The sequence below is a fragment of the Sphingopyxis sp. H053 genome (genome assembly GCF_001468225.1).
GTDB lineage: Bacteria > Pseudomonadota > Alphaproteobacteria > Sphingomonadales > Sphingomonadaceae > Sphingopyxis.
On sequence record NZ_LNRU01000006.1, the window covers coordinates 45331 to 65912 of the forward strand.

The 20582-nt window shown below is 65.5% G+C and carries 17 protein-coding genes and 2 tRNA genes; 5 read left to right on the plus strand and 14 right to left on the minus strand.

What is annotated here, in order from left to right; translation table 11 throughout:
• Nucleotides 1-47: 47 nt before the first annotated feature.
• The 9 genes from cobA to ATE70_RS12725 form a co-directional block, all read right to left on the minus strand.
• Nucleotides 48-827 (minus strand): uroporphyrinogen-III C-methyltransferase, encoded by a 780-nt coding sequence (gene cobA, locus ATE70_RS12685; protein WP_058538285.1) that lies wholly within the window; start codon nucleotides 825-827, stop codon nucleotides 48-50.
• Nucleotides 817-3414, minus strand: coding sequence for a nitrate reductase (locus ATE70_RS12690; RefSeq protein ID WP_058538286.1), 2598 nt, complete (start codon nucleotides 3412-3414; stop codon nucleotides 817-819). The genes cobA and ATE70_RS12690 overlap by 11 nt, the downstream gene beginning before the upstream one ends.
• The gene (gene nirD, locus ATE70_RS12695) at nucleotides 3414-3755 is read right to left on the minus strand and encodes a nitrite reductase small subunit NirD (protein ID WP_058538287.1); all 342 of its coding nucleotides are present in this window, start codon (nucleotides 3753-3755) and stop codon (nucleotides 3414-3416) included. The genes ATE70_RS12690 and nirD overlap by 1 nt, the downstream gene beginning before the upstream one ends.
• Nucleotides 3752-6229 carry a nitrite reductase large subunit NirB gene (nirB, locus tag ATE70_RS12700; RefSeq protein ID WP_058538288.1) on the minus strand — a complete coding sequence of 826 codons (2478 nt, stop codon included), beginning with the start codon at nucleotides 6227-6229 and terminating at the stop codon, nucleotides 3752-3754. The genes nirD and nirB overlap by 4 nt, the downstream gene beginning before the upstream one ends.
• Complete coding sequence (locus ATE70_RS12705; protein ID WP_058538289.1) at nucleotides 6229-7431, minus strand: alginate export family protein; 1203 nt, start codon at nucleotides 7429-7431, stop codon at nucleotides 6229-6231. The genes nirB and ATE70_RS12705 overlap by 1 nt, the downstream gene beginning before the upstream one ends.
• Nucleotides 7432-7434: 3 nt before the next feature.
• On the minus strand, nucleotides 7435-8670 hold the full coding sequence (locus ATE70_RS12710; RefSeq protein ID WP_058538290.1) for a nitrate/nitrite transporter: 1236 nt from the start codon (nucleotides 8668-8670) through the stop codon (nucleotides 7435-7437).
• Nucleotides 8671-8930: 260 nt separating this feature from the next.
• Nucleotides 8931-10142 carry a CmpA/NrtA family ABC transporter substrate-binding protein gene (locus ATE70_RS12715; RefSeq protein ID WP_058538291.1) on the minus strand — a complete coding sequence of 404 codons (1212 nt, stop codon included), beginning with the start codon at nucleotides 10140-10142 and terminating at the stop codon, nucleotides 8931-8933.
• The gene (locus ATE70_RS12720) at nucleotides 10139-10720 is read right to left on the minus strand and encodes an ANTAR domain-containing response regulator (RefSeq protein WP_058538292.1); all 582 of its coding nucleotides are present in this window, start codon (nucleotides 10718-10720) and stop codon (nucleotides 10139-10141) included. Before ATE70_RS12720 ends, ATE70_RS12715 begins: the two co-directional genes overlap by 4 nt.
• 192 nt (nucleotides 10721-10912) lie before the next feature.
• A tRNA-Ser gene (locus ATE70_RS12725) sits at nucleotides 10913-11003 on the minus strand.
• A 74-nt stretch (nucleotides 11004-11077) separates the two neighbouring features.
• On the opposite strand from ATE70_RS12725, the gene ATE70_RS12730 reads away from it, so the two are divergent.
• A complete protein-coding gene (locus ATE70_RS12730; RefSeq protein ID WP_058538293.1) occupies nucleotides 11078-12082 on the plus strand; it encodes a peptidylprolyl isomerase in 1005 nt (334 codons plus the stop codon).
• A 4-nt stretch (nucleotides 12083-12086) separates the two neighbouring features.
• Nucleotides 12087-12401 (plus strand): DUF1905 domain-containing protein, encoded by a 315-nt coding sequence (locus ATE70_RS12735; protein ID WP_058538294.1) that lies wholly within the window; start codon nucleotides 12087-12089, stop codon nucleotides 12399-12401.
• Here ATE70_RS12735 and ATE70_RS25195 read toward each other — a convergent pair.
• Nucleotides 12391-12531, minus strand: coding sequence for a hypothetical protein (locus ATE70_RS25195; protein ID WP_197411453.1), 141 nt, complete (start codon nucleotides 12529-12531; stop codon nucleotides 12391-12393). The two genes, ATE70_RS12735 and ATE70_RS25195, sit on opposite strands and share 11 nt — an antisense overlap.
• A 106-nt stretch (nucleotides 12532-12637) precedes the next feature.
• Between ATE70_RS25195 and ATE70_RS12740 the strand changes: the two genes are divergently transcribed.
• Nucleotides 12638-12712 (plus strand) — tRNA-Thr (locus ATE70_RS12740).
• Nucleotides 12713-12905: 193 nt separating this feature from the next.
• On the opposite strand, the gene ATE70_RS12745 is transcribed toward ATE70_RS12740, so the two are convergent.
• On the minus strand, nucleotides 12906-13784 hold the full coding sequence (locus ATE70_RS12745) for an FkbM family methyltransferase (protein ID WP_058540037.1): 879 nt from the start codon (nucleotides 13782-13784) through the stop codon (nucleotides 12906-12908).
• A gap of 122 nt (nucleotides 13785-13906) precedes the next feature.
• Nucleotides 13907-14785: a LysR substrate-binding domain-containing protein gene (locus ATE70_RS12750; protein ID WP_058538588.1), complete on the minus strand. Its 879-nt coding sequence runs from the start codon at nucleotides 14783-14785 to the stop codon at nucleotides 13907-13909.
• Between the two features lie 143 nt (nucleotides 14786-14928).
• Here ATE70_RS12750 and ATE70_RS12755 point away from each other — a divergent pair, with 143 nt between their 5' ends.
• Nucleotides 14929-17250 carry a CDC48 family AAA ATPase gene (locus ATE70_RS12755; protein WP_231732686.1) on the plus strand — a complete coding sequence of 774 codons (2322 nt, stop codon included), beginning with the start codon at nucleotides 14929-14931 and terminating at the stop codon, nucleotides 17248-17250.
• Here the strand turns inward: ATE70_RS12755 and ATE70_RS12760 are convergent.
• Complete coding sequence (locus ATE70_RS12760; RefSeq protein WP_058538296.1) at nucleotides 17247-18563, minus strand: MFS transporter; 1317 nt, start codon at nucleotides 18561-18563, stop codon at nucleotides 17247-17249. The two genes, ATE70_RS12755 and ATE70_RS12760, sit on opposite strands and share 4 nt — an antisense overlap.
• Nucleotides 18564-18710: 147 nt before the next feature.
• Here ATE70_RS12760 and ATE70_RS12765 point away from each other — a divergent pair, with 147 nt between their 5' ends.
• On the plus strand, nucleotides 18711-19349 hold the full coding sequence (locus ATE70_RS12765; RefSeq protein ID WP_137888726.1) for a class I SAM-dependent methyltransferase: 639 nt from the start codon (nucleotides 18711-18713) through the stop codon (nucleotides 19347-19349).
• Here ATE70_RS12765 and ATE70_RS12770 read toward each other — a convergent pair.
• Nucleotides 19346-20536, minus strand: a complete 1191-nt coding sequence (locus tag ATE70_RS12770; protein WP_058538591.1) for a phospholipase D-like domain-containing protein — start codon at nucleotides 20534-20536, stop codon at nucleotides 19346-19348. The two genes, ATE70_RS12765 and ATE70_RS12770, sit on opposite strands and share 4 nt — an antisense overlap.
• Nucleotides 20537-20582: the final 46 nt, after the last annotated feature.

A 20582-nucleotide genomic window follows, 5' to 3' on the forward strand; every position in this document is an offset into this window, starting at 1 on the left:
GACGATCGAACGCCCCCGGTTGCGAGCGCGAAGCCGCTCAATCGATGCTAAAGCGCGCTGTCGGCAGCCGTCGCACGAGCTTTTGCCGGCATGGCGAGCGCAACCGCGGCCCCGACCAGGATGAGCGTCGGGGCGTCGTTCGCCAGCGCGCGCGTTGCAAGGCCGAGCAGGTCGAGGCGCGTCGTGAGCCGCTGCTCGTCGGCGCGGCTGACGTTGCAAGCGATCATCACGGGCATATCGCCCGGCATGCCCGCGCCGATGAGGCCGCGGGCGATCTCGGGCGCCGCGTCGCGCCCCATGTAGAAGGCAAGGGTCGATCCGCAGCGGGCGAGCGAGTTCCAGTCGATGTCGAGCGCCGCGCCGCGGCGGCTGTGTGCGGTGACAAAACGGACATCGCGCGCGACGCCGCGGAGCGAGAGCGATATTTTCGCCGACGCCGCGGTGGCGCTCGCCGCGGTAATGCCGGGGCAGACGGAAACGGGATAGCCGGCCGCGTGCAAGGCGGCGATTTCCTCGGTCGAACGGCCGAATAGCGAAGGGTCGCCACCTTTCAGGCGAACGACGCGCTTGTTCGCCGCGGCGGCGGCCACCAGCAGAGCGTCGATCTCTTGCTGCTCCTTCGAATGGCGCCCCGAACGCTTGCCGACGCTGACGTGTTCGACGCCCGCCGGGATGAGGTCGAGAACGGCAGGGCCGACGAGGGCGTCGTGGAATATGATGTCGGCGCGTTCGATGAGGCGGATCGCCTTGCGCGTCAAAAGGTCGGGGTCGCCGGGGCCGGCACCCACGAGCCAGACCGTGCCGGGCGGAAAATCGTCAGGCTGCATCGCTCGTCTCCTCTGCCAATATGCGGGCGAGCGCCGGGCGGCACGATCCGCAGTTGGTTCCCGCGCCGATCGCGCCGCCGATTGCGGCGACGTCGGCGAGCTGCTGGTCGCGGATGGCCGAGGCGATCGTCTTCAATCCGATATCGAAGCAGACGCAGATGATTGGACCGCGGTCGGCCTGGACCCCCGGCGCCCGACCGGCGAGCAGCGTCGGCGCGACGTCAGGGGCCGAAAGCTGCGCGATCAGCCAGTCGCGAGGGGGAAGCTCGCCGCTTTCGGTCACGAAGAGCGCGCCGGCGAGACGCCCCCCAGTGACGACCGCGACGCGGCGTGTTCCGCGCGCGCTGTCCTGCGCTTCGATCCGTTCGCCGCGCGGGAGCAGCGCTTCGATGCGCTTGAGGTCGCCGTTGCCGGCGAGTTCCCAGAGCACCCCCGCCGGCACCGCGACGCGGGTCGCCCACAGGCAGGCGGGCCGTTCGTCGAGTTCGTTTGAGAGCAACAGGAAACCGCGCCATTTCGTCGCGACCGGCGCGATCGCGGCGGGGGTTCTTTTGAAGCCCGGTTGCCCCGACACGGGGTCGACGAGCGGGCGCGGGAGGAGCCCGGTGCGACCGCCGCTCGAGGTGCGGTCGGTCCAGTGGATCGGGACGAACAGCTCGCCGCGCCGCTGGCCATCCGAAACGACGATGCGATACACGCTCTCGCCCTGCGGGGTTTCGACGCGCGCGAGCCCGCCGTCGGCAAGCCCGAGCCGCGCGGCGTCATCGGGATGCACCTCGACCAGCGGCTCCTCGCGATGACGCGCAAGCTTTGGCGCGAGGCCGGTGCGTGTCATCGTATGCCACTGATCGCGATAGCGGCCGGTGTTGAGCGTCAACGGCCATTTCGCAAGCGGTTCGGGCAGGGGCTTTTGCGCCACCGGCACAAGCCGCGCGCGTCCGTCTGCGGTCGAAAAGCGGCCGTCGGCAAAGGTCTGATCGCCGCCCCAGCGAAATGGCATCATGTCGTCATAGGCGGCATTGCCGCCCTGCGCGGCGCCGGGGAGCGCGAAGAGGCGCGCGCCGTCATTGTCATAGGTCGACAGGCGACAATGCTCGCGCCAGATGTCGGCCGGACGGTCATAGCTGAAGGCGGTCTTCCAGCCCATCCGCCGCGCGACTTCCTTGATGATCCACCAATCGGGCATCGCTTCGCCGGGCAAAGGAAACAGCGCGCGCTGGCGGCTGATCGTGCGGTCGCTGTTGGTGACGGTGCCATCTTTCTCGCCCCACGCGGCGGCGGGAAGGCGGACATGCGCAAAGGCGCCGGTGTCGGTCTGTTCGATCACGTCGCTGACGACGACGAAGGGGCAGGCGGCGAGGGCTTCGCGCACGCGGTTCGCGTCGGGCATCGACACGGCGGGGTTGGTCGCCATCACCCACAACGCCTTGATGCGGCCCTCGCCGACCGCGCGGAACAGGTCGACGGCCTTCAGTCCGGGCTTCTCCGCCATCGCCGGCGCGGCCCAGAAGCGCTGGACGCGGTCGCGGTTTTCGGGCGCGAAATCCATGTGCGCGGCAAGCGTCGAGGCGAGCCCGCCGACCTCGCGCCCGCCCATCGCATTCGGCTGGCCGGTGATCGAGAAGGGCGCGGCGCCGGGCTTGCCGATGCGTCCGGTCGCGAGATGGAGGTTGGTTATCGCGTTCACCTGGTCGGTGCCCGACGTCGACTGGTTGATCCCCTGGCTGAACATCGTCACCGTGCGCGGCGTTGCGGCGAACAGCTCATAGAAACGCCTGAGGTCGGCGACGGGCACGTCGCACGCGCGCGCCACCGACCACAGGTCATTCCCCTCTCCAAGCTCGTCCCAGAAATTTTCGGGCACCGCGACATGCGCGGCAAGATACCCTTCGTCGATCACGCTCGCCTCGCGGCAATATTGCAGCAGGCCGTTCATCAGCGCGACATCGCTCCCCGGGCGAAGCGGAAGGTGCAGGTCGGCTTCCTCGGCGGTCTCGGTCCGGCGCGGGTCGATCACGACGAGCTTTGCGCCCGCTTCGCAGCGTGCGCGGATGCGCTGATAGACGATCGGGTGGCACCAGGCGGTGTTGCTGCCGACGAGGACGATCAGGTCGGCGGCGTCGAGATCGTTGTAGGTCGCCGGGACGATGTCCTCGCCGAACGCGCGGGTGTGGCCCGCGACCGCGCTCGACATGCAGAGCCGCGAATTGGTGTCGATGTTCGCGGTGCCGATGAAGCCCTTCATCAGCTTGTTCGCGACATAATAATCCTCGGTGAGGAGTTGCCCCGAGACGTAAAAGGCGACGCTGTTCGGGCCGTGGCGCGCGATCGTTTCCTTGAACCGCTTCGCGACGAGGTCGAGCGCCTTGTCCCAGCTCGCGCGCTTCTTGCCGATCATGGGCGCGAGCAGACGACCTTCGAGCCCGACGGTTTCGCCAAGATGCGTGCCCTTCGAGCAAAGGCGCCCACGGTTGGCGGCGTGGTCGGGATCGCCTTCGATTGTTACCGTCCGCTCGCCCGTCACCGTCGCGCGGATGCCGCAGCCGACGCCGCAATAGGCGCAGGTGGTGCGGACCGCTTCGCTCATCAGGCCGCGGCCTTCAGGGTGCTGGCGCGGCAGATGAGCACCCGTCCTGCGTCGATCTTGACCGGAACGGTTGGCGTGCAGCCCTTGTCTTCGCCCAGCGCCTCGCCGGTCGACAGGCTGATCCGCCAATTGTGGAGCGGGCAGGCGACCGCGCGCCCGTGGACGATGCCCTGGCTCAGCCGCCCATGCTTGTGCGGGCAGCGGTCGCGCAGCGCGAAGACCTTGCCTTCGGCGGTGCGGAAGACGGCGATATCATCGCCGCCTTCGACCTGCACCGTGCGGCTGCCGCGCACGGGAATCTGGTCGACCCAGCCGATGTCGAGCCATTCTGCGGTCGTCATGCGAGTTCCTCCTGCGGGGTGAAGCGCGCCATCGGCGCATGATGTTCGCGTTCGGCACCCTCGGCGCGCTGTGCCCACGGGTCGTCCTGCGAAAAGCTCTGGGCATAAAGGAAGCGCGCGCGCAGTGCCTCGCGGCCCGCGGGGTCGTCGGCGATCCGCGCCTTCACATAATCGACCCCGACGCGTTCGATCCACGGCGCGGTACGTTCGAGGTAGCGCGCCTCCTCGCGGTAGAGCTGGATGAAGGCGGCGCAATAATCCATCGCCTCCTGCTCGGTCGCGACCTTGCAAAGCAGGTCGGTGGCACGGACATGGATGCCGCCGTTGCCGCCGACGTGCAGCTCGTAACCGCTGTCGACGCAGACGATGCCGAAATCCTTGATCGTCGCCTCGGCGCAATTGCGCGGGCAGCCCGACACCGCGATCTTGAACTTGTGCGGCATCCAGCTGCCCCAGCTCATCCGCTCGATCTTGACGCCGAGGCCGGTCGAATCCTGCGTGCCGAAGCGGCACCATTCGGACCCGACGCACGTCTTCACCGTGCGGAGCGACTTGCCGTAAGCGTGGCCCGAGACCATGCCGGCGGCATTGAGGTCGGCCCAGACCGCGGGCAGATCCTCCTTCTTGATTCCGAAGATGTCGAGCCGCTGGCCGCCGGTGACCTTGACCATCGGCGCATTGAACTTCTCGACGACATCGGCGATCGCGCGCAACTCGGTCGGGTTGGTGAGCCCGCCCCACATGCGCGGCACGACCGAATAGGTGCCGTCCTTCTGGATGTTGGCGTGCATCCGCTCGTTGACGAAGCGGCTCTGCTGGTCGTCGACATAGTCGCCGGGAAGCGCACAGAGCAGATAATAGTTGAGCGCCGGGCGGCACGACGAACAGCCGTCGGGGGTCGTCCAGTGCAGCTTCTGCATCACTTCGGGGATCGAGCGCATGGCCTGCGCGACGATCTCACGCCGGACGTCGTCATGGCCGAAGCTCGTGCATTTACACATAGTCTTGGGCCCCGCCTGGACATCGTCGCCGAGCGTCAGCGCGAGGAGATTCTCGACCAGGCCGGTGCAGCTGCCGCAGCTCGCCGACGCCTTGCAGGTGCCGCGGACCGCGTCGAGGCTGTGCGCCCCCTTGGCGATGCACGACACGACCTGGCCCTTGGTGACGCCGTTGCAGCCGCAGATCTCGGCATCATCCGAGAGCGCTGCAACGGCCGCCTTAGGGTCCGCCGCGCCCCCTCCTGAGGCGAAGGACTGGCCGAAGATCAGCAGGTCGCGAAGCTCGGAGACATCCTCCTGTTTCTTGAGCAGGTCGAAATACCAGCTACCGTCGGCGGTGTCGCCATAGAGCACCGCGCCGACGATCCGGTCGTCCCTGACAATCACGCGCTTGTAGACGCCGCGGCTTGCATCGCGCAGCACGATGTCCTCGCACCCGTCGCCGCCCGAAAAATCGCCCGCCGAAAAGACGTCGATGCCGGAGACCTTGAGCTTGGTCGAGGTGACCGAGCCGCGATAGCCCGTCGGCTTTTCGACGAGCCCGTCGGCGAGGCTGCGGCACATGTCCCACAGCGGCGCGACGAGGCCGTAGACCTGCCCGTCATGCTCGACGCATTCGCCCACCGCGAGCACCGCGGGGTCGCTGGTGACCATATGGTCGTCAACCTGGATGCCGCGCCCGACCGCGAGTCCGGCGTCGCGGGCAAGCGCGACCGAGGGACGGATGCCGACTGCCATCACGACGAGGCTGGCGGGGATCAGCGTCCCGTCCTTGAGTTTCACCCCCTCGACCTTGGCGTCGCCGACGATTGCGGCGGTGTCGGCGCCGGTCAGGATCGTCTGGCCGCGGCCTTCCAATGCCTGCTTGAGCAGCCAGCCAGCCGCCTCGTCGAGCTGGCGTTCCATCAAGGTCGGCATCAGGTGGATGACGGTGACCTTCATCCCGCGGAGCGAAAGCCCGTGCGCGGCTTCGAGCCCGAGCAGCCCGCCGCCGATGACGACCGCATCGCCGCCCGCATCCGCGGCCGCGAGCATTGTGTCGACATCGTCCATGTCGCGAAACGCGATCACCCCGGGCAGGTCCTTGCCCGGCACCGGGATGATGAAGGGATCGGAGCCGGTCGCGATCAGCAGCCGGTCATAGCTTTCGGTCGAGCCGCCGCGCGTCGTTACCGTCTTCGCGGCGCGGTCGATCTGCGCGACCGGATCGCCAGCGACCAGCGCAATGCCGTTCGCCGCATACCATTCGGCGTCGTTGATGACGATGTCGTCGAAGCTCTTCTCGCCCGCGAGCACGGGGGACAGCATGATGCGGTTGTAGTTGACGCGCGGCTCGGCGCCGAAGATCGTCACGCGGTAGCGCGCCGGATCGCGCGCGAGCAATTCCTCGACCGCGCGGCATCCGGCCATGCCGTTGCCGATGACGACCAGATGGTCGCGCGTGTCGGCGTCGGTCTTGATGGGGCGGTGTTCCATTAAATCGTCCAGTCCAGTTGCAGCCAGAATTTGTCGGTATCGGTGGCGAAAGTGTTGGCGTCGTAACGAGCGTAGCGCGCCGCGGCGGTGACCTTGCCGAGCTTCGCGCTCGCGAGCAGGTTGATCTCGTCGCCATAGGAGCGGCTCGCGCGGTCGCTTCGATAGTCGTGGTACGCGGCTTGCAGCGTGACGGCCTTGAGCGGACCGACCGCCTTCCAGCTCCACCCTGCGTTCGCATAAAGGTCGCGCACCCCGTCAGGCGGGGTGGTGAGGAATCTGTCGGCCCAGCCCTGGAATTTGAAACCCGTCGCGAGCGGAGTCTGGAAGCTGGTAAGTGCCGTGCCGTCGTCGGCGCCGAGTATTTCATACCCGACGCCGACCCGGGGGCCTCCAAGATCGACCGCGACGTCGGCGAGATAATAGACCGCCGCATAATTGTTGGGATTGTGGTGCCAGTCCGACTGGCGTGCGTAGCTGAGCTGATATGCGAGCTTCGCCTTGCCGAGCGGCTGGGTTCCGTCGAGGCGCACGCCATAGCTCTGGCTCGACAGGCGAAAACCCTGCATTGCCGCCTCGTCCTGATCGATGAGATAGGCAAAGGTCGAGAGTTTGCCGATCGGGGTCTGGGTGCTGAGGTTGCCGAAGACATTGTCGCCCGACACCGCCTGTTGCCGCGGCCCGGTGCCGTCGATGCCCCAGACCGTCCGCACGCTCCACGCATAGGCGAGGTCGGCCTTCACGCCCTTTAGCGGCGTGATCTCGGCCCGCACCGCGTCGAAGCTCTGGCCGTTCTGGCGAAAGCCGACGCTGCCGACGAAACGCTCGTCGTCGAAGCCGAGCCGCTGGCGCCCCGCGGTGAGCGCGAAGACGGGCGACGCATAGCGGATTTGCGCGCGGGCGAGGGCTATATTGTCGGGATCGGCGATCAGCGGGTGCGTCGCGGCGCCGTGGAGACCGTCGAAATAGTCGTCGACGATCGCGAGGTTGCCTTGTCCCTCGACCAGCGCCGACCAGCCGCCCGCCTTGGCCTCGACCCCGGCGCGGAGGCGCAGCGTCAGGGCCTCGGCATTGGCGGGCAGGCTGTCCTGATCGACCTGCTCATAGCGCAGGCGCGCTTCGCCTATCGGCTTCAGGACGATATCCTGTGCCTGCGCGACCCCGGCGGGCGCGAGCGCGGCCAGGAAGATGAGGGTGCGGGTCATCGATCAGATCCGCACGCCTTCGGCCGCGCCCCACGTCCGGCGCCACTGGCCCTTGACGAAGAGCAGCGCGACCAGCGCGACCACCGCGAGTCCGGCGAAGATATAGAAACCGGGGGCGAAGGTGCCCGCCCATTGCTTGGCGAAGCCGAGCGAGGAGGCGAGGTAGAAACCGCCGACCCCGCCCGCCATGCCGACAAGCCCGGTCATTACGCCGATTTCGGCCGAAAAGCGCTGCGGCACGAGCTGGAAGACCGAGCCATTCCCGGTGCCGAGCGCGAGCATCGCGATCACGAACAGGCCGAGCGCGGCTGGCAGCGTGTCGGCCTGCGGCACCCCGGCAATCGCCAGCGCCGCGACGACGAACACCATCATCAGCGCCTTGACCCCGCCGATCCGGTCGGCGAGCGCGCCGCCCATCGGCCGCACGAGCGAGCCGGCAAAGACGCAGCCCGCGGTGCAATAACCCGCCATCACCGGAGTCAGGTGGAACTGGTCGGTGAAATAGATCGGCAAGGACGCCGCGAGCCCGACGAAGCCGCCGAACGTGACCGCGTAAAAGGCCATCAGCCACCAGGCGTCGGCGGTCTTGAGCGGTTCGAAATAATCGATCAGCTTCTTGGGTGCGGGCGCGTTCGGCGCGTCCTTCGCCATCGCGAGGTAGACGAAGAAGACGATGGTCAGCGGGATGCACGCAAGGCCGAGCACGGCGTTCCAGCCGAACAGCTTAGCGAGCCCGGGTGCGAAAAGCGCCGCAAGCACAACGCCCGAATTGCCCATGCCGGCGAGGCCCATCGCTTTGCCCTGATGCTCGGGCGGATACCAGCGGCTGGCGAGGGGCAATGCGATGGCGAAACTCGCGCCCGCGAAGCCGAGGACGATGCCCAGCGCGAGCGTGCCGGCAAAACTTGAAACCCCCATCGCCCATGCGGAGAACAGCCCGGCGATGACGATGAGCTGGCTGATCGCGCCCGACCGCTTCGGCCCGATGCGGTCGACGAGCAGGCCGTTGACGACGCGGAGCAACGCGCCCGCCAGTGTCGGCACCGCGACCATCAGCCCTTTTTGCGCCGGGGTGAGCCCGAGGTCTTCGGAAATCGCGGGGGCGAGCGGCCCGAGGATGACCCACACCATGAAGGCGAGGTCGAAATAGAGAAAGGCCGCGACCAGTGTCGGCCAGTGGCCGCTGGCCCAGAAGTTCGATTTTGCCCCGGCGCCGGCGCCGCTTGTCATGTCCGTCATCGTCCGTCCCCTTGTGCGACGGGCAATAAAAAAGCCGCCAGGACGGCGGCCACGCGGGCGCATCCTGACGGCTTCATTGCCTGTTGGAGTGCAGGGAAAAGGCTCCCTGCCTGCCGCGCGGACCGGCCCCGTCGTTGGAGCCGTAGCCGCTTTATCCTGCCCCGGCAGCGTCGCCGAGTGCGTTTAAACTGCCTGATTCGCAGATGGCGCGCAACCGGTTATTTCGCAGGTGCAGCATAAATTCGAATGCAGAAATAAAGCTAATTAGAATCAGCAAGATAGCCTTGAATGTCGTCGGGATCGAAGGCGCGCCCGTCGAAAAAGCGGTCGCTGCCGAGCACAAGGCGGCCCTGTGTCGATCCGGCGCCGAGGGGCTCGCCGATCCCGCCTTCGAGCTTTGAACTGGCGCCGGGAAGGGGCGCGCCCGACCCCGCCAGTGCGGCGCGATAAACGTCCGGACGGAACACCGCGGCGGCTGTCGTGGCATCGGCGGCCGAATAGTCGGCCCGGTCCCACCGAAGCATCTGCGAATAAAGCCATGCGGCCTGGCTGCGCCATGGGAAATTCGCGGCTTCGCGATACTGGAACATGAAGTCGGGATAGTGGATCGGCTCGCCGCCGGGGACGAGGCGGATGCGGTCGGTGATCGCGCGCAGCACCGCATCGCGCGAGGCGCCCAGATATTCGGCCCGCGCCAATAAGTCGGCGCTTTCTTCGGCGGTGCCGGGTGCGACGAAATGCGCGGCGGCGGCGTGGAGCGCGCGCAGCAGCGCCTCGACGGCATCGCGCCGCTCGTCGATGACGGCCTCGCGCATCGCGAGAACCTTTTCGACGCCGCGGCGCCAGATTTGCGCGGTGGCGAGCGCGATATGTCCGACGCCGCGCTCGACCGCGATCGAGTTCCACGGCTCGCCGACGCATATGCCGTCGACCTCGCCCGCGGCGAGTGCATCGGCGGCGAAGGGCGGGCTGGTCACGACGATTTCGACGTCGGCGTCGGGGCGGATGCCCACCCCGGCGAGCCAGTAGCGCAGCATGTAATTATGGCTGGAGTAGCGGTGCACCACGCCAAAGCGTAGCGGTTTGCCCGCCACCTTCCGCGCGGCGGCGACGCGTTCGAGCGCTACGCCGATCGCCGCGGGGTCGCCGAGTGTATCGCCGAGCCCGACATCTTTCGCGAGCCGGGTCGAAAAGGTCACGGCATTGCCGTTGAGACCGAGCACGAAGGGCACCGCCATCGGCACCGCCGGCCGGTCGCGACCGAGCGCGGTCGCGATCGCGAGCGGCGCGATCATGTGCGCCGCGTCGGTGTGGCCATAGAGCAGCCGGTCGCGCACCGTCGCCCATGTCATGTCGCGGACCAGTTCGATGCTGATCCCTTCGCGCGCCGCAAAGCCCAGCTCATGCGCGAGGATCGGCAGCGCGGCATCGACCAGCGGCAGGAATCCGATGCGGAATGTTTCGGCGCTCATTCCATGTCTCCCAGGAGCGCGTCGCTTGTGACGATCGCCTCGGCGATCTCGGCGATCCGGCGGTTGGTGCGCATCGCCTGGCCGCGCAGCAGCGCGTAGGCGGCGGGCTCGTCGATTGCGCGGCGTTTCATCAGTATGGCCTTGGCGCGATCAATCACCGTGCGTTCGGCCAAGGCATTTTTGGCTTCGTCGAGCTCGCGCTGGAGCCGCGAAAAGGCTTGAAAACGGCGCACCGCAAGGTCGATGACGGGTTTGATCCGCTGCTTCGACAGGCCGTCGACGACATAGGCCGACACCCCCGCGTCGATCGCGGCGCCGGTCGCCTCGGTATCGCTCTGGTCGACAAACATCGCGATCGGCCGGGCGAGCGCGCGCGACATGGCAAAGAAATCCTCGAGCAGATCGCGGCTGGGATTTTCCAGATTGACCAATATGACTTCGGGCTTCGCCGCTTCGATTTGCGCGACCAGCGCGCCCGCCGGATCGATCAGCACCAGATCGTCGAGCCCCGCCTCGCGCAAACCATCGGAGATGATCGCCGCGCGCGTCGTGCTGGTGTCGATGATCGCGATCCGCATGGCGGCGCCTTTACGGCGTGGCGTTCGAAACCGCTAGGGGGATCGTGTTTCGAGCATCCAAGCTAACATATCTTGCCCGGATTTTGATATTTTCAACCACAATTGGATCAACGGCTGCCTGGCTCTGTTGACCACGCGAAAAGCGGAGGCTCCACCGAGGATCGTGCCGATTTGACTGGAATATTGTTCGGGTGGCGGAGCGGGAGGGATTCGAACCCTCGATACGCTTTTGACGTATACTCACTTTCCAGGCGAGCGCCTTCGACCACTCGGCCACCGCTCCGCATGCTCTGGAACGGGCGCCCTAATCGCTTGGCGGGGCTTTCGCAAGCCGATTGGGCATGGCAGACATCGGCTATGAAACATCTGCTCCTGTCGGCCGTTGCTGCCGCGTCGCTCATCCTTCCCGCATATGGCGCGGAGCCCGCACCAATCCCCTCGCCGGGAGAGATTGCCGCTGCGGCGCCGGCGAGCGACTGGGTCGCCATTGCACCGTCGGACCTGCTGGTAATGGACCTCGCGCCCGATGCGAAGGGCAATCCGCGCCGCGTTGTCATCCAGCTGATGCCAGCGCCGTTCAGTCAGGGATGGATCGGCAATATCCGCAAGCTCGCCGCCGCGCACTGGTGGGACGGAACGAGCGTCAACCGCGTGCAGGACAATTATGTCGCGCAATGGGGCGATGCGACCGAGAAGAAGGCGCTGCCGAAGGGATTGGCGGTGGTGTCGGAACGACAATATGTTTCAAGTGGCCGAGGCTATTCATATATTAGCGGTCGATTGGCAAAAGAATCGGATAAGGTGACAACTGCGGAAGACGCTGCAGAGCAGGCGATTAGGGCGGCCTCAATGCCAAAGTCGGACGGGAAATTCACAGATAATTACGCTCAATTTGCGGGTGCCGTTAACGGATGGGTTTTGGCTGCAGACACGACAGGTGTTTGGCCCGTCCACTGCTATGGCGCGGTCGGCGTCGGTCGCAACATGTCGCCTGACACCGGCAGCGGCGCCGAACTCTACACGGTAATTGGCCATGCACCACGCCATCTCGACCGCAATATCGCCGTCGTCGGCCGGGTTGTCAGCGGGATCGAGCATCTGTCGAGTCTGCCGCGTGGGACGGGCGCGCTCGGCTTTTACGAGGATGCGGCCGAACGCGTCGCGATCACGTCGATTCGCGTTGCGACCGAACTGCCCGCCGCAGATCAGCCCCGCTTCGAATATCTGTCCACCGAAAGCGACAGCTTTGCGCGCTATGCCGATGCGCGGCAGAACCGGCGCGATCCCTTCTTCATCACGCCGGCGGGCGGCGCCGATATCTGCAATATCCCGGTGCCGGTACGCCCGGTCGCCGCGAAGTAATTCCTTGGAGGATTTCACCGTCACGACGCCGCTCTGGCGCTGGAAATCGGCGACCGCGCCCGCCGCGTGGTTCTTCGTCACGATCGCCGGTGAGGCCGCCGATGGGATTCGCATGGCGGCGATGACCGGCCAGTGGCTCGACGGGCGAAAGGGATTCGGATCTGCGCGTGTCGAGGCGAATATCGGCGGCACGCGTTGGAAGACGTCGGTCTTTCCGCACAAGGAAAGTGGCGGCTGGTTGCTGCCGGTCAAGGCGATGGTGCGAAAGGCCGAGGGGATCGCCGAGGGCGACGACGTGACGGTGACCGTCAGTCTTTAGGCGGTGTTTCGGCCTTGCTATCGCGCGCCTGCGCCTTGCGCTTGCGCAGATTGGCGCGCAGCGCCTCGGCGAGGCGGCGTTCGCGTTCGATATCGGAGGGGGAGGGCGTCTTGCTCACGCTATGAGCCATGCCCGCGAAATCGCCATATCGTCAAGCCTCGCACCTTGACAGGCGCAAGGCGCCCCGTCATAGGCCGCGCCTGCCCAGCGAACATCCGTTTGCCGGCATCCCGGTTGCTGCTGTAGCTCAGTGGTAGAGCGCGTCATTGGTAATGACGAGGTCGACAGTTCAATCCTGTCCAGCAGCACCATTTTCCTGAAGAACTCGGAAGTTCGCACAGCAGCCGGCGCGCTGAAAACGACGCGCAAGGTCGTCGCAGTTTTACCGCGCAAACCATGCTGAATATCCGCAATCGGCGAAGACCGGATAATCCTGTCGCGCGTTCCGGAATCGGACGTCCCGAGCCCGCAGAGCAGGCGCGCTAGCCGATCAGGTCAGGGTTTTCAGGCCGGACGGGGAATTGCGATGATCTCGTCGAAATCGATCGCGCCGGCGCTCGCGGATCGATCGAAGGGATTGTGGACATCGTAGCCGCAGCGATCGAAGAGCGCGATAATCGCTTCGGGTGACGATCCGTTCCTTGCGAGCAACGGGCGGCTGAATTCGGAAAGGACCACAGGCCGATAATCGCGCAAAGTCTGTTGCGCGCCCTCGAAGACCATGCCTTCCGCGCCTTCGACGTCCACCTTTATGACGGCAGGCCGCAGCCCATTCTCGGCGACGAGGCTGTCGAGGGGCCTGGCCTGAACCGTTTCGGTCTGCACGGCCTGGCCAGCTACCGACGGGTGCACGATTCCTCCCATGGACGAATATTCTTCGCGGCCCGGAACGATGTCCAGCGTCGCCAAACTCGCCTCGTTCGACACCAGGCCGTTGTACAATATGACCTTCGTCTCGACATCGTTGATCGTGACATTTTGCGAGAGGCGCGAAAATGCGGCCGTTGTGGGCTCTGCGGCGAGGACGCGCCCCGTCGTCAGCCGCTTCGCCGCCAGAACCGAAAAAAAGCCGACGTTCGCGCCAACATCGACAACATCACGATCGGGCGTCAGATGGGACAGGAAAAGCTGCACCAATTGGGGTTCGTAAAAGCCCTGGGAAAGAAGACGCCGAAGGATATGCGAGCGCGGCCCCAGTATGAATTCGCCGTCAAACTCTTCGACTCTCACCCGGACATCCGATGCGACGAGACCCTCGACGCGATCGAGAACGGCTTTGGCGGGCGCCTGCCGATATCCCATCCACCTGTTCCGCCCATATAACGGGAGCGAAAAGACCGAACGGATGAACCGCGAACGACGTGCGAAATTCACCAGATCCATTTTGCAGCCTTCCCGAGCTTGATGAAGCTTAGAGGGTCGCAGCCTTGTCGCGCACTTATGTGGCGAGTGCAATTCCCGTCGTCGACGGGTCCGTCGTGCCTGTCCGCATCGTATTCATGATGCTATATCTTCGCGGCGAGCAACCAGTCGTGGAACAGCTTGACCGCCGGCTGGCGCAGCGCGCGGGGGCGGCACACGAACCAATAGCTGTACGGGCTATCGACGTCGAAATCGAAGAGGCGGACGAGGCGCGGGTCGTGCGCATCGTCGAAATGATGGCCATGCATGAAGGCGACGCCGATGCCCTGCGCTGCGGCTTCGAGCATCAGCGGCCCCGAATCGAAATAATCGATCCCTGCCGGCTCCAGATAGGGCATGCCGATCGCCTTTTTCCACTCGGCGAAGGTCTCCGGCATCTCGCGATGGAGCAGGACGGTCATCCGTTGCATCTGTTCGGGCACGGCGATCGCGCGATCGCCGTCGGTCAATGTCCGCGAGGCAATCGGGAACACCTTGTCCTGGTCGAGCCGCGCGGCATAGAGCACGGGGTCGATCGAGCGTGCGAGCGCGATCGCGGCGTCGATGCCGTCGCCCAGCCGGGCTTCGGCATGCGACATGGTGTCGATGTCGATATGCAGTTCAGGGTGCTGGCGCCGAAGCTCGGGAAGCCGGGGGAACAGGCGCTGCTGCGCGAAAAGCGGCAGGACGTTGAGGTGCAGACGCAGCGAGGCGTCGGGGCTGCCGACCTGTTCGATCACGTTACGCAATTCGTCGAGAATCGGCGACAATTGTTCGTGCAGCGCCCGGCCCGCTTCGGTCAGGCTGAGTCCGTGGTGGTGGCGGTTGAACAGCGGGCGGCCGACGGTATGCTCCAATGTCTGGATGCGGCGCGACAAAGCGGGCATCGACAGGCCGAGTTCGATTGCGGCCGCCTTGACCGTGCCGTGGCGGGCGACCTCGAGAAAGGCCTCCATGCTGCTGATGGGGGGAAGGCGTGGCATATCGGGTGCCGATGATGACATGACCTTGCCGGACATGCCAGAATTTTGTGCAGTGCGTCATAAATGGCTGTGGTGCCGGGGGTCGCAAATCGGGAACGACCATCCTATCTTCGGCATTCTGACTATTTTGCGGGAGACACGCCTTGGCCGACGCAGCGGTAAAAGAAAAACAGGTCAAACTGCAGGTGGCGAATGCACGCGCCGAAGAAAGCGGGGGAGGAATCGCCCGTATTCCGCGCTCCGCGATGGCCGAACTTGGCGTCACCGAAGGCGATATCGTCCAGATCAGCGGCAAACGCGAGACAGCCTCGCGCGTCGTGCTTCCCTATGCCGAGGATGAAGGGCTGGAAGTCATCCGGCTCGACGGCCTGCTGCGCGCCAATGCGGGCGCGGGCGCGGGCGATATGGTTGTGCTGAGCCGCGTGGAACCGCGCCCCGCGACGCGCGTCATATTCGCTCCGGCGCAGGAGAATCTTCGCCTGCAGGGCTCGGCCAATGCCTTGAAGCGCAGCTTCTTCGGCCGGCCGGTGGTCGCAGGCGATACGGTTGCGACCGCAGGGCAGCAGCGGCTGGAGTCGGGCGACATGCCGCCGCAGCTTCGCCAGATGCTCAATGCGCCCGCCTATGCGCTCGCCGAAGTACGCCTGCTCGTCGTATCGGCGACCCCCAAGGGAATCGTCTTCATTGACGAGAATACCGAAATCGAACTGCTTCCCGAATATCAGGAGCCGCACGACGCGCGCCGCACCGACGTCACTTACGACGATCTCGGCGGGCTTGGCGATACGATCGACCAGCTTCGCGAAATGGTCGAACTGCCGCTGCGCTATCCCGAACTATTCCAGCGCCTCGGCGTCGATCCGCCGCGCGGGGTGCTGCTGCATGGGCCGCCGGGAACAGGCAAGACGCGGCTGGCGCGCGCGGTCGCCAATGAAAGCGACGCGCAATTTTTCCTGATCAACGGGCCCGAGATCATGGGCAGCGCCTATGGCGAGTCCGAAAAGCGGCTGCGCGACGTGTTCGAGGCGGCCGCGAAGGCTGCACCGTCGATCCTGTTCATCGACGAGATCGATTCGATCGCACCGAAGCGCGGGCAGGTGCAGGGCGAAGCCGAGAAGCGCCTCGTCGCGCAATTGCTGACGTTGATGGACGGGCTGGAGCCGCGAACGAACCTTGTCGTCATCGCGGCGACCAATCGCCCCGACGCAATCGACGAGGCGCTGCGGCGTCCGGGCCGTTTCGACCGCGAGATCGTGATCGGCGTTCCCGATGAAAGCGGCCGGCGCGAGATCCTAGGCATCCATACGCGCGGCATGCCGCTCGCCGAGAATGTCGACCTTGCCGAACTTGCGCGCACGACCTTCGGCTTCGTCGGCGCCGACATGGCGGCGCTGACGCGCGAAGCCGCGATCGAGGCGGTGCGGCGGATCATGCCCAAGCTCAACCTTGAGGAAGGCACGATCCCCCCCGAGGTGCTCGCGGAATTGCGCGTCACGCGCGAGGACTTCAACAACGCGCTGAAACGCGTCCAGCCGTCGGCGATGCGCGAAGTGATGGTGCAGGCGCCGAAGACGCGGTGGAGCGACATCGGCGGGCTCGACGCCGCGCGCGACAAGCTGATCGAGGGGATCGAACTGCCGCTGAAGAACCCTGCGGCCTTTCGTCGGCTCGGCATTCGTCCGGCGAAGGGCTTCCTGCTTTATGGGCCCCCCGGAACCGGCAAGACCCTGTTGGCGAAGGCGGCGGCACGCGAATCCGACGCGAACTTCATCTCGATCAAATCGTCGGATTTGCTTTCGAAATGGTATGGCGAGAGCGAGCAGCAGATCGCGCGTCTGTTCGCCCGCGCACGCGCGGTTGCGCCGACGATTATCTTCATCGACGAACTCGACAGTCTGGTGCCAGCACGCGGCAGCGGCGCGTCGGGCGAACCACAGGTGACCGAACGCGTCGTCAACACGATCCTCGCCGAGATGGACGGGATCGAGGAGATGCAGTCGGTGGTCGTCATCGGCGCCACCAACCGTCCGAACCTGATCGACCCGGCGTTGCTTCGTCCGGGCCGGCTCGATGAACTGATTTACGTCGCGGTGCCCGACAAGGAAGGGCGCCGGCGTATCCTCGAAATCCAGACGAGCAAGATGCCGCTCGCGAAGGATGTCGACCTCGCGGTGCTCGCCGAAAAGTCGGATCGCTTCACCGGTGCAGACCTCGAAGATCTGACGCGGCGTGCGGGGCTTGCCGCGCTCAAGCGCTCACTCGACAGCGACACGGTCACGATGGAGGATTTCGAAGCCGCGCTGAAGGACACCCGGGCGTCGGTGACCGAAGCGATGGAAAAGGATTATGAAAAGATCCAGGGCGAGATCAAGCAGGCCGCGATGAGCGTCGATCCGATCGGCTTCTTCGCGCCCGGCATGCTCAAGCCCGTGCGCGAGCGCAAGCACGACGATACGGCCGACTAAAGCGGTTGTTCCTTGGGCTGGTTCGGTTTCAGCGCCGACCAGCCCCACAGGACCAGCCAGCCGCAAAAGCTCGCCATCAGACCGTAAGCGGCCATCGGGTGCCAGTTATAGAGAAGCACGCCGACCGCGGGCGATACGATATAGGCCGACCCGTTGATCGACGCGGTCATCCCCGCAACGCTGCCCTGATCGCGGCGCGGCACCGATAGCGATGCGCCGGCGGTAAAGCCGGGGCGGAAGAGGCCGAAGCCGAGCGAGGCGAGGGCGAAGCCGATGATGATGCCGTGGAAGTCATAAGACAGGCCGGTCATCACCGTGCCGAGCCCGCCGAGACTGGCGCCGCAAAGCACCGCGGTACGCGGCGACATCTTGAGCAGCGGGATCAACCCCCATTGCGACAGCAGCGTTGCGAAGGCTCCCGCCATCAATACGATCCCCGTCATCGCGGCGCCCTCGTCGGGACGCAGGCGCAAGTGCAGGCGGTCGAGGATCAGGAAGCCGATCACGCCGAGCACCATCGCTTGCGCCTGCCCGCCGAACAAGCCGGCGAGCAACCACGGCCGCACGCGCGTATCGGTCCAGCGAAGGGGAGGGGTATCGACGGCCTGATCGATGATCTGGTCCTCGGCTTCTTCGGCGGCGGTCTGCGGTGAGCCACCCGTGGTGGGATAGGAAACGATCGCGCCGCGCGCGGCATAGCGGGGCATGTCGTCGGGCAGGCGCCAGCGCAGCATGACGAGCACGCCGAGGCCGATCAGCGCAAAGACGAGCAAGGGCCCGGCGAGGCCAACGATCGGCAGGATGAAGAAGGGAGCGATTGCCGGGCCGATGACGGTACCGAGCCCGAAGGACGAGGAAACGAGCGAAAGCGCCTGCGTCCGCTGCTCGGGATCGGTGCGCGCGGCGACATAAGCCTGCACCGCGGGGGGCGACGCCGAGCCGAAGCCGCCGTAGAGGCTGCGAAACACCGCGAAGACGATGAAGGTGACCCCCGCGGCGAGATAGCCCTGAAGTCCGGCCCAGAGAGTCAGCCCGCACAAGGCCATCGACGACAGGAAGCCGATGACGCCGAGCGCCATCAATGCCTTGCGGCCGCGCTTGTCCGACTGGCGCGCCCAATGCGGCGCGGTGAGCACCCAGAGCAGCGCCGACCAGCTGAACGCCAGGCTGACCCAGACGTCGGGGATGCGCAATTTGGCACCGATGGAGGGCAGGATGGATTGCATCGCGGTGTTACCCGCGGCGGCGACTAGCATCACCGCAAAGAGCACCGCCATACGGTCGGAGGGGATGGAATGCGATGTCGTCGCCATGTTCGCCCCCTCCTTGGCTTTGGTCGGTAACGCCGCTTCTCCCTACACGCGGGCGCCCCGCTGTCTAGAGTCAAGACAGACTCTTTCCTTGCGCCAACGCGCCGATTTTGCCACGCCTTTGGTAACCGCAACAACGCGAAAGCCAACATGACCAATCCGCGGGCGCAGGCCCAAGAAACAAAAGCCCCGCTGACCCGCCGGGTTCGCGAGGGCGTAAAACGCTTTTTCGGACCGTGGGGCATGTTCGTCCGCGGCTTCATCAAGCATCCGGTCATGGTGGGATCGATCGTGCCGTCGTCGCCGACGCTGATCCGCCACATGCTGAAGCCCGTCGACTGGAAGAACACGAAGCTCTTCGTCGAATATGGCCCGGGCGTCGGCACATTTTGCCGCCCCATACTCGAACATATGGCCGGCGATGCGACGCTGATCGCGATCGACACCAACGAGGATTTCATCGACTATCTGCGTAAGGACATCCGCGACAGCCGCTTCATCGCGGTCCACGGCTCGGCCTCTGATGTCGAAGAGATCGTACGCGCGCATGGTTTCGAGCACGCCGACTATGTCCTTTCGGGCTTGCCTTTTTCGACGCTTCCCGCCGGCGTCGGCCCGGCGATTGCCGCCGCGACGCACCGCGTGCTTCGCCCCGGCGGCGCGTTCCTTGTCTATCAGTTCCGCGCTCGCGCGCGCGATTTCCTGGCCGTCCACTTCAATCGCATCGACAATGCGTTCGAATGGGTCAATGTCCCGCCCTGCTTCCTGTTCTGGGGCTGGAAGGACTAAACTTCCGGGTCGGGATCGCCGAGCCCGAAGTTCAATTTTCGCGACACCGTATAATCGACGATGCCGACCACGAACCAGGCGAGCGTCCAGCGGATGCGCGTCAGCCAACCGGCGCGCGCCTTGTGCGAATTCGGTGTGATGACTTCGCAATCGGACCGCATTTCCGCGACGAAACCGCGCATCTGTCGGGCAAAGCCCGCGTCGGCGATCCGCACCATTACCTCGACGTTCACGAACAGGCTGCGCACGTCGAAATTGGCCGAACCGATATAGACGACATCATCGATGATGATCAGCTTCATGTGCAGTTTGCACGGCTGATATTCACACACATCGGCGGATTTGCGCAGCAAATAGCCGTAGAGCAGGCGCGATGCGCCGATCGTTGCTGCATTGTCCGATTTGCCTGCCATCACGAAGCGCGCCCGCCCACGCTGCGCGACGCGTCCGAGGCGGCGGAGCATGCCCTGGCCCGGGGAAAAATAGGCCATCGCCATGTCGAGTTGGCGCGCGTTTTCGAGGTCAGCGCGCACCGCGCGGGCCCAGGGCGACAGCCGCTGGGTGGGGCCGCCGACCAGCCAGGATATCGCGCCATTGTCGATCGGCCATTCGCGGATCAGTCGCCGCAACATCAGCAGTTTGCCGTCGTTGTTGACGGTGTAATCATGGATTTCGTCGAACCATAGCGCCGCGCGTGCGATACTCGGCCCCTTGACGATCATCCCGATGTCGAACCAGCAATCGCTGCGCGGGGGGCTCAGATAATCGTCGGCGATGTTGAAGCCGCCGGTTACCGCGACATGATCGTCGATCAGGACCAGTTTCTGGTGGTTGCGGATCAAATAGGTCGAGCGCCAGCGGCGCGAGAAAAAGGTAACGCTGCCGCCGGCTTCGCGAAGCGGCGCGAACAGGCCGTCGGGCGTGTCCCCCGACCCGAAGCTGTCGATAACCGCGCGCACGCGCACGCCGCGTTTGGCTGCGACCAGCAAGGCGTCGACGATGCGCACGCCCGCGGCGTCGCCCTCGAAAATATACATGATGATGTCGATGCTGTGCGCCGCGCCGTTGATCAGGTCGAGCAGCCGGGTCAGCCGCTCGCCGCCGTCGAAGATCAGCTCGAGCCGGTGACCAGCCACGTCCGCCGTCAGTCGTTCGGACAAGTCGACGGGTGCGCAGGCTTCGGTCATCAACCGCTCATAGGCCGGTGTCTGCAAAGCCCGCAAGGGCAGCGCT

Coding starts and splice junctions, on each gene's coding strand:
- ATE70_RS12750 (WP_058538588.1), bottom strand. CDS start 14,785: ATGCCACGCCTTCCCCCCATCAGCAGCATGGAGGCCTTTCTCGAGGTC.
- ATE70_RS12715 (WP_058538291.1), bottom strand. CDS start 10,142: ATGAGCGCCGAAACATTCCGCATCGGATTCCTGCCGCTGGTCGATGCC.
- nirB (WP_058538288.1), bottom strand. CDS start 6,229: ATGGAACACCGCCCCATCAAGACCGACGCCGACACGCGCGACCATCTG.
- ATE70_RS12745 (WP_058540037.1), bottom strand. CDS start 13,784: ATGGATCTGGTGAATTTCGCACGTCGTTCGCGGTTCATCCGTTCGGTC.
- ATE70_RS12705 (WP_058538289.1), bottom strand. CDS start 7,431: ATGACCCGCACCCTCATCTTCCTGGCCGCGCTCGCGCCCGCCGGGGTC.
- ATE70_RS12720 (WP_058538292.1), bottom strand. CDS start 10,720: ATGCGGATCGCGATCATCGACACCAGCACGACGCGCGCGGCGATCATC.
- cobA (WP_058538285.1), bottom strand. CDS start 827: ATGCAGCCTGACGATTTTCCGCCCGGCACGGTCTGGCTCGTGGGTGCC.
- ATE70_RS25195 (WP_197411453.1), bottom strand. CDS start 12,531: ATGGCTCATAGCGTGAGCAAGACGCCCTCCCCCTCCGATATCGAACGC.
- ATE70_RS12710 (WP_058538290.1), bottom strand. CDS start 8,670: ATGACGGACATGACAAGCGGCGCCGGCGCCGGGGCAAAATCGAACTTC.
- nirD (WP_058538287.1), bottom strand. CDS start 3,755: ATGACGACCGCAGAATGGCTCGACATCGGCTGGGTCGACCAGATTCCC.
- ATE70_RS12760 (WP_058538296.1), bottom strand. CDS start 18,563: ATGGCGACGACATCGCATTCCATCCCCTCCGACCGTATGGCGGTGCTC.
- ATE70_RS12690 (WP_058538286.1), bottom strand. CDS start 3,414: ATGAGCGAAGCGGTCCGCACCACCTGCGCCTATTGCGGCGTCGGCTGC.
- ATE70_RS12765 (WP_137888726.1), top strand. CDS start 18,711: ATGACCAATCCGCGGGCGCAGGCCCAAGAAACAAAAGCCCCGCTGACC.
- ATE70_RS12770 (WP_058538591.1), bottom strand. CDS start 20,536: ATGACCGAAGCCTGCGCACCCGTCGACTTGTCCGAACGACTGACGGCG.
- ATE70_RS12730 (WP_058538293.1), top strand. CDS start 11,078: ATGAAACATCTGCTCCTGTCGGCCGTTGCTGCCGCGTCGCTCATCCTT.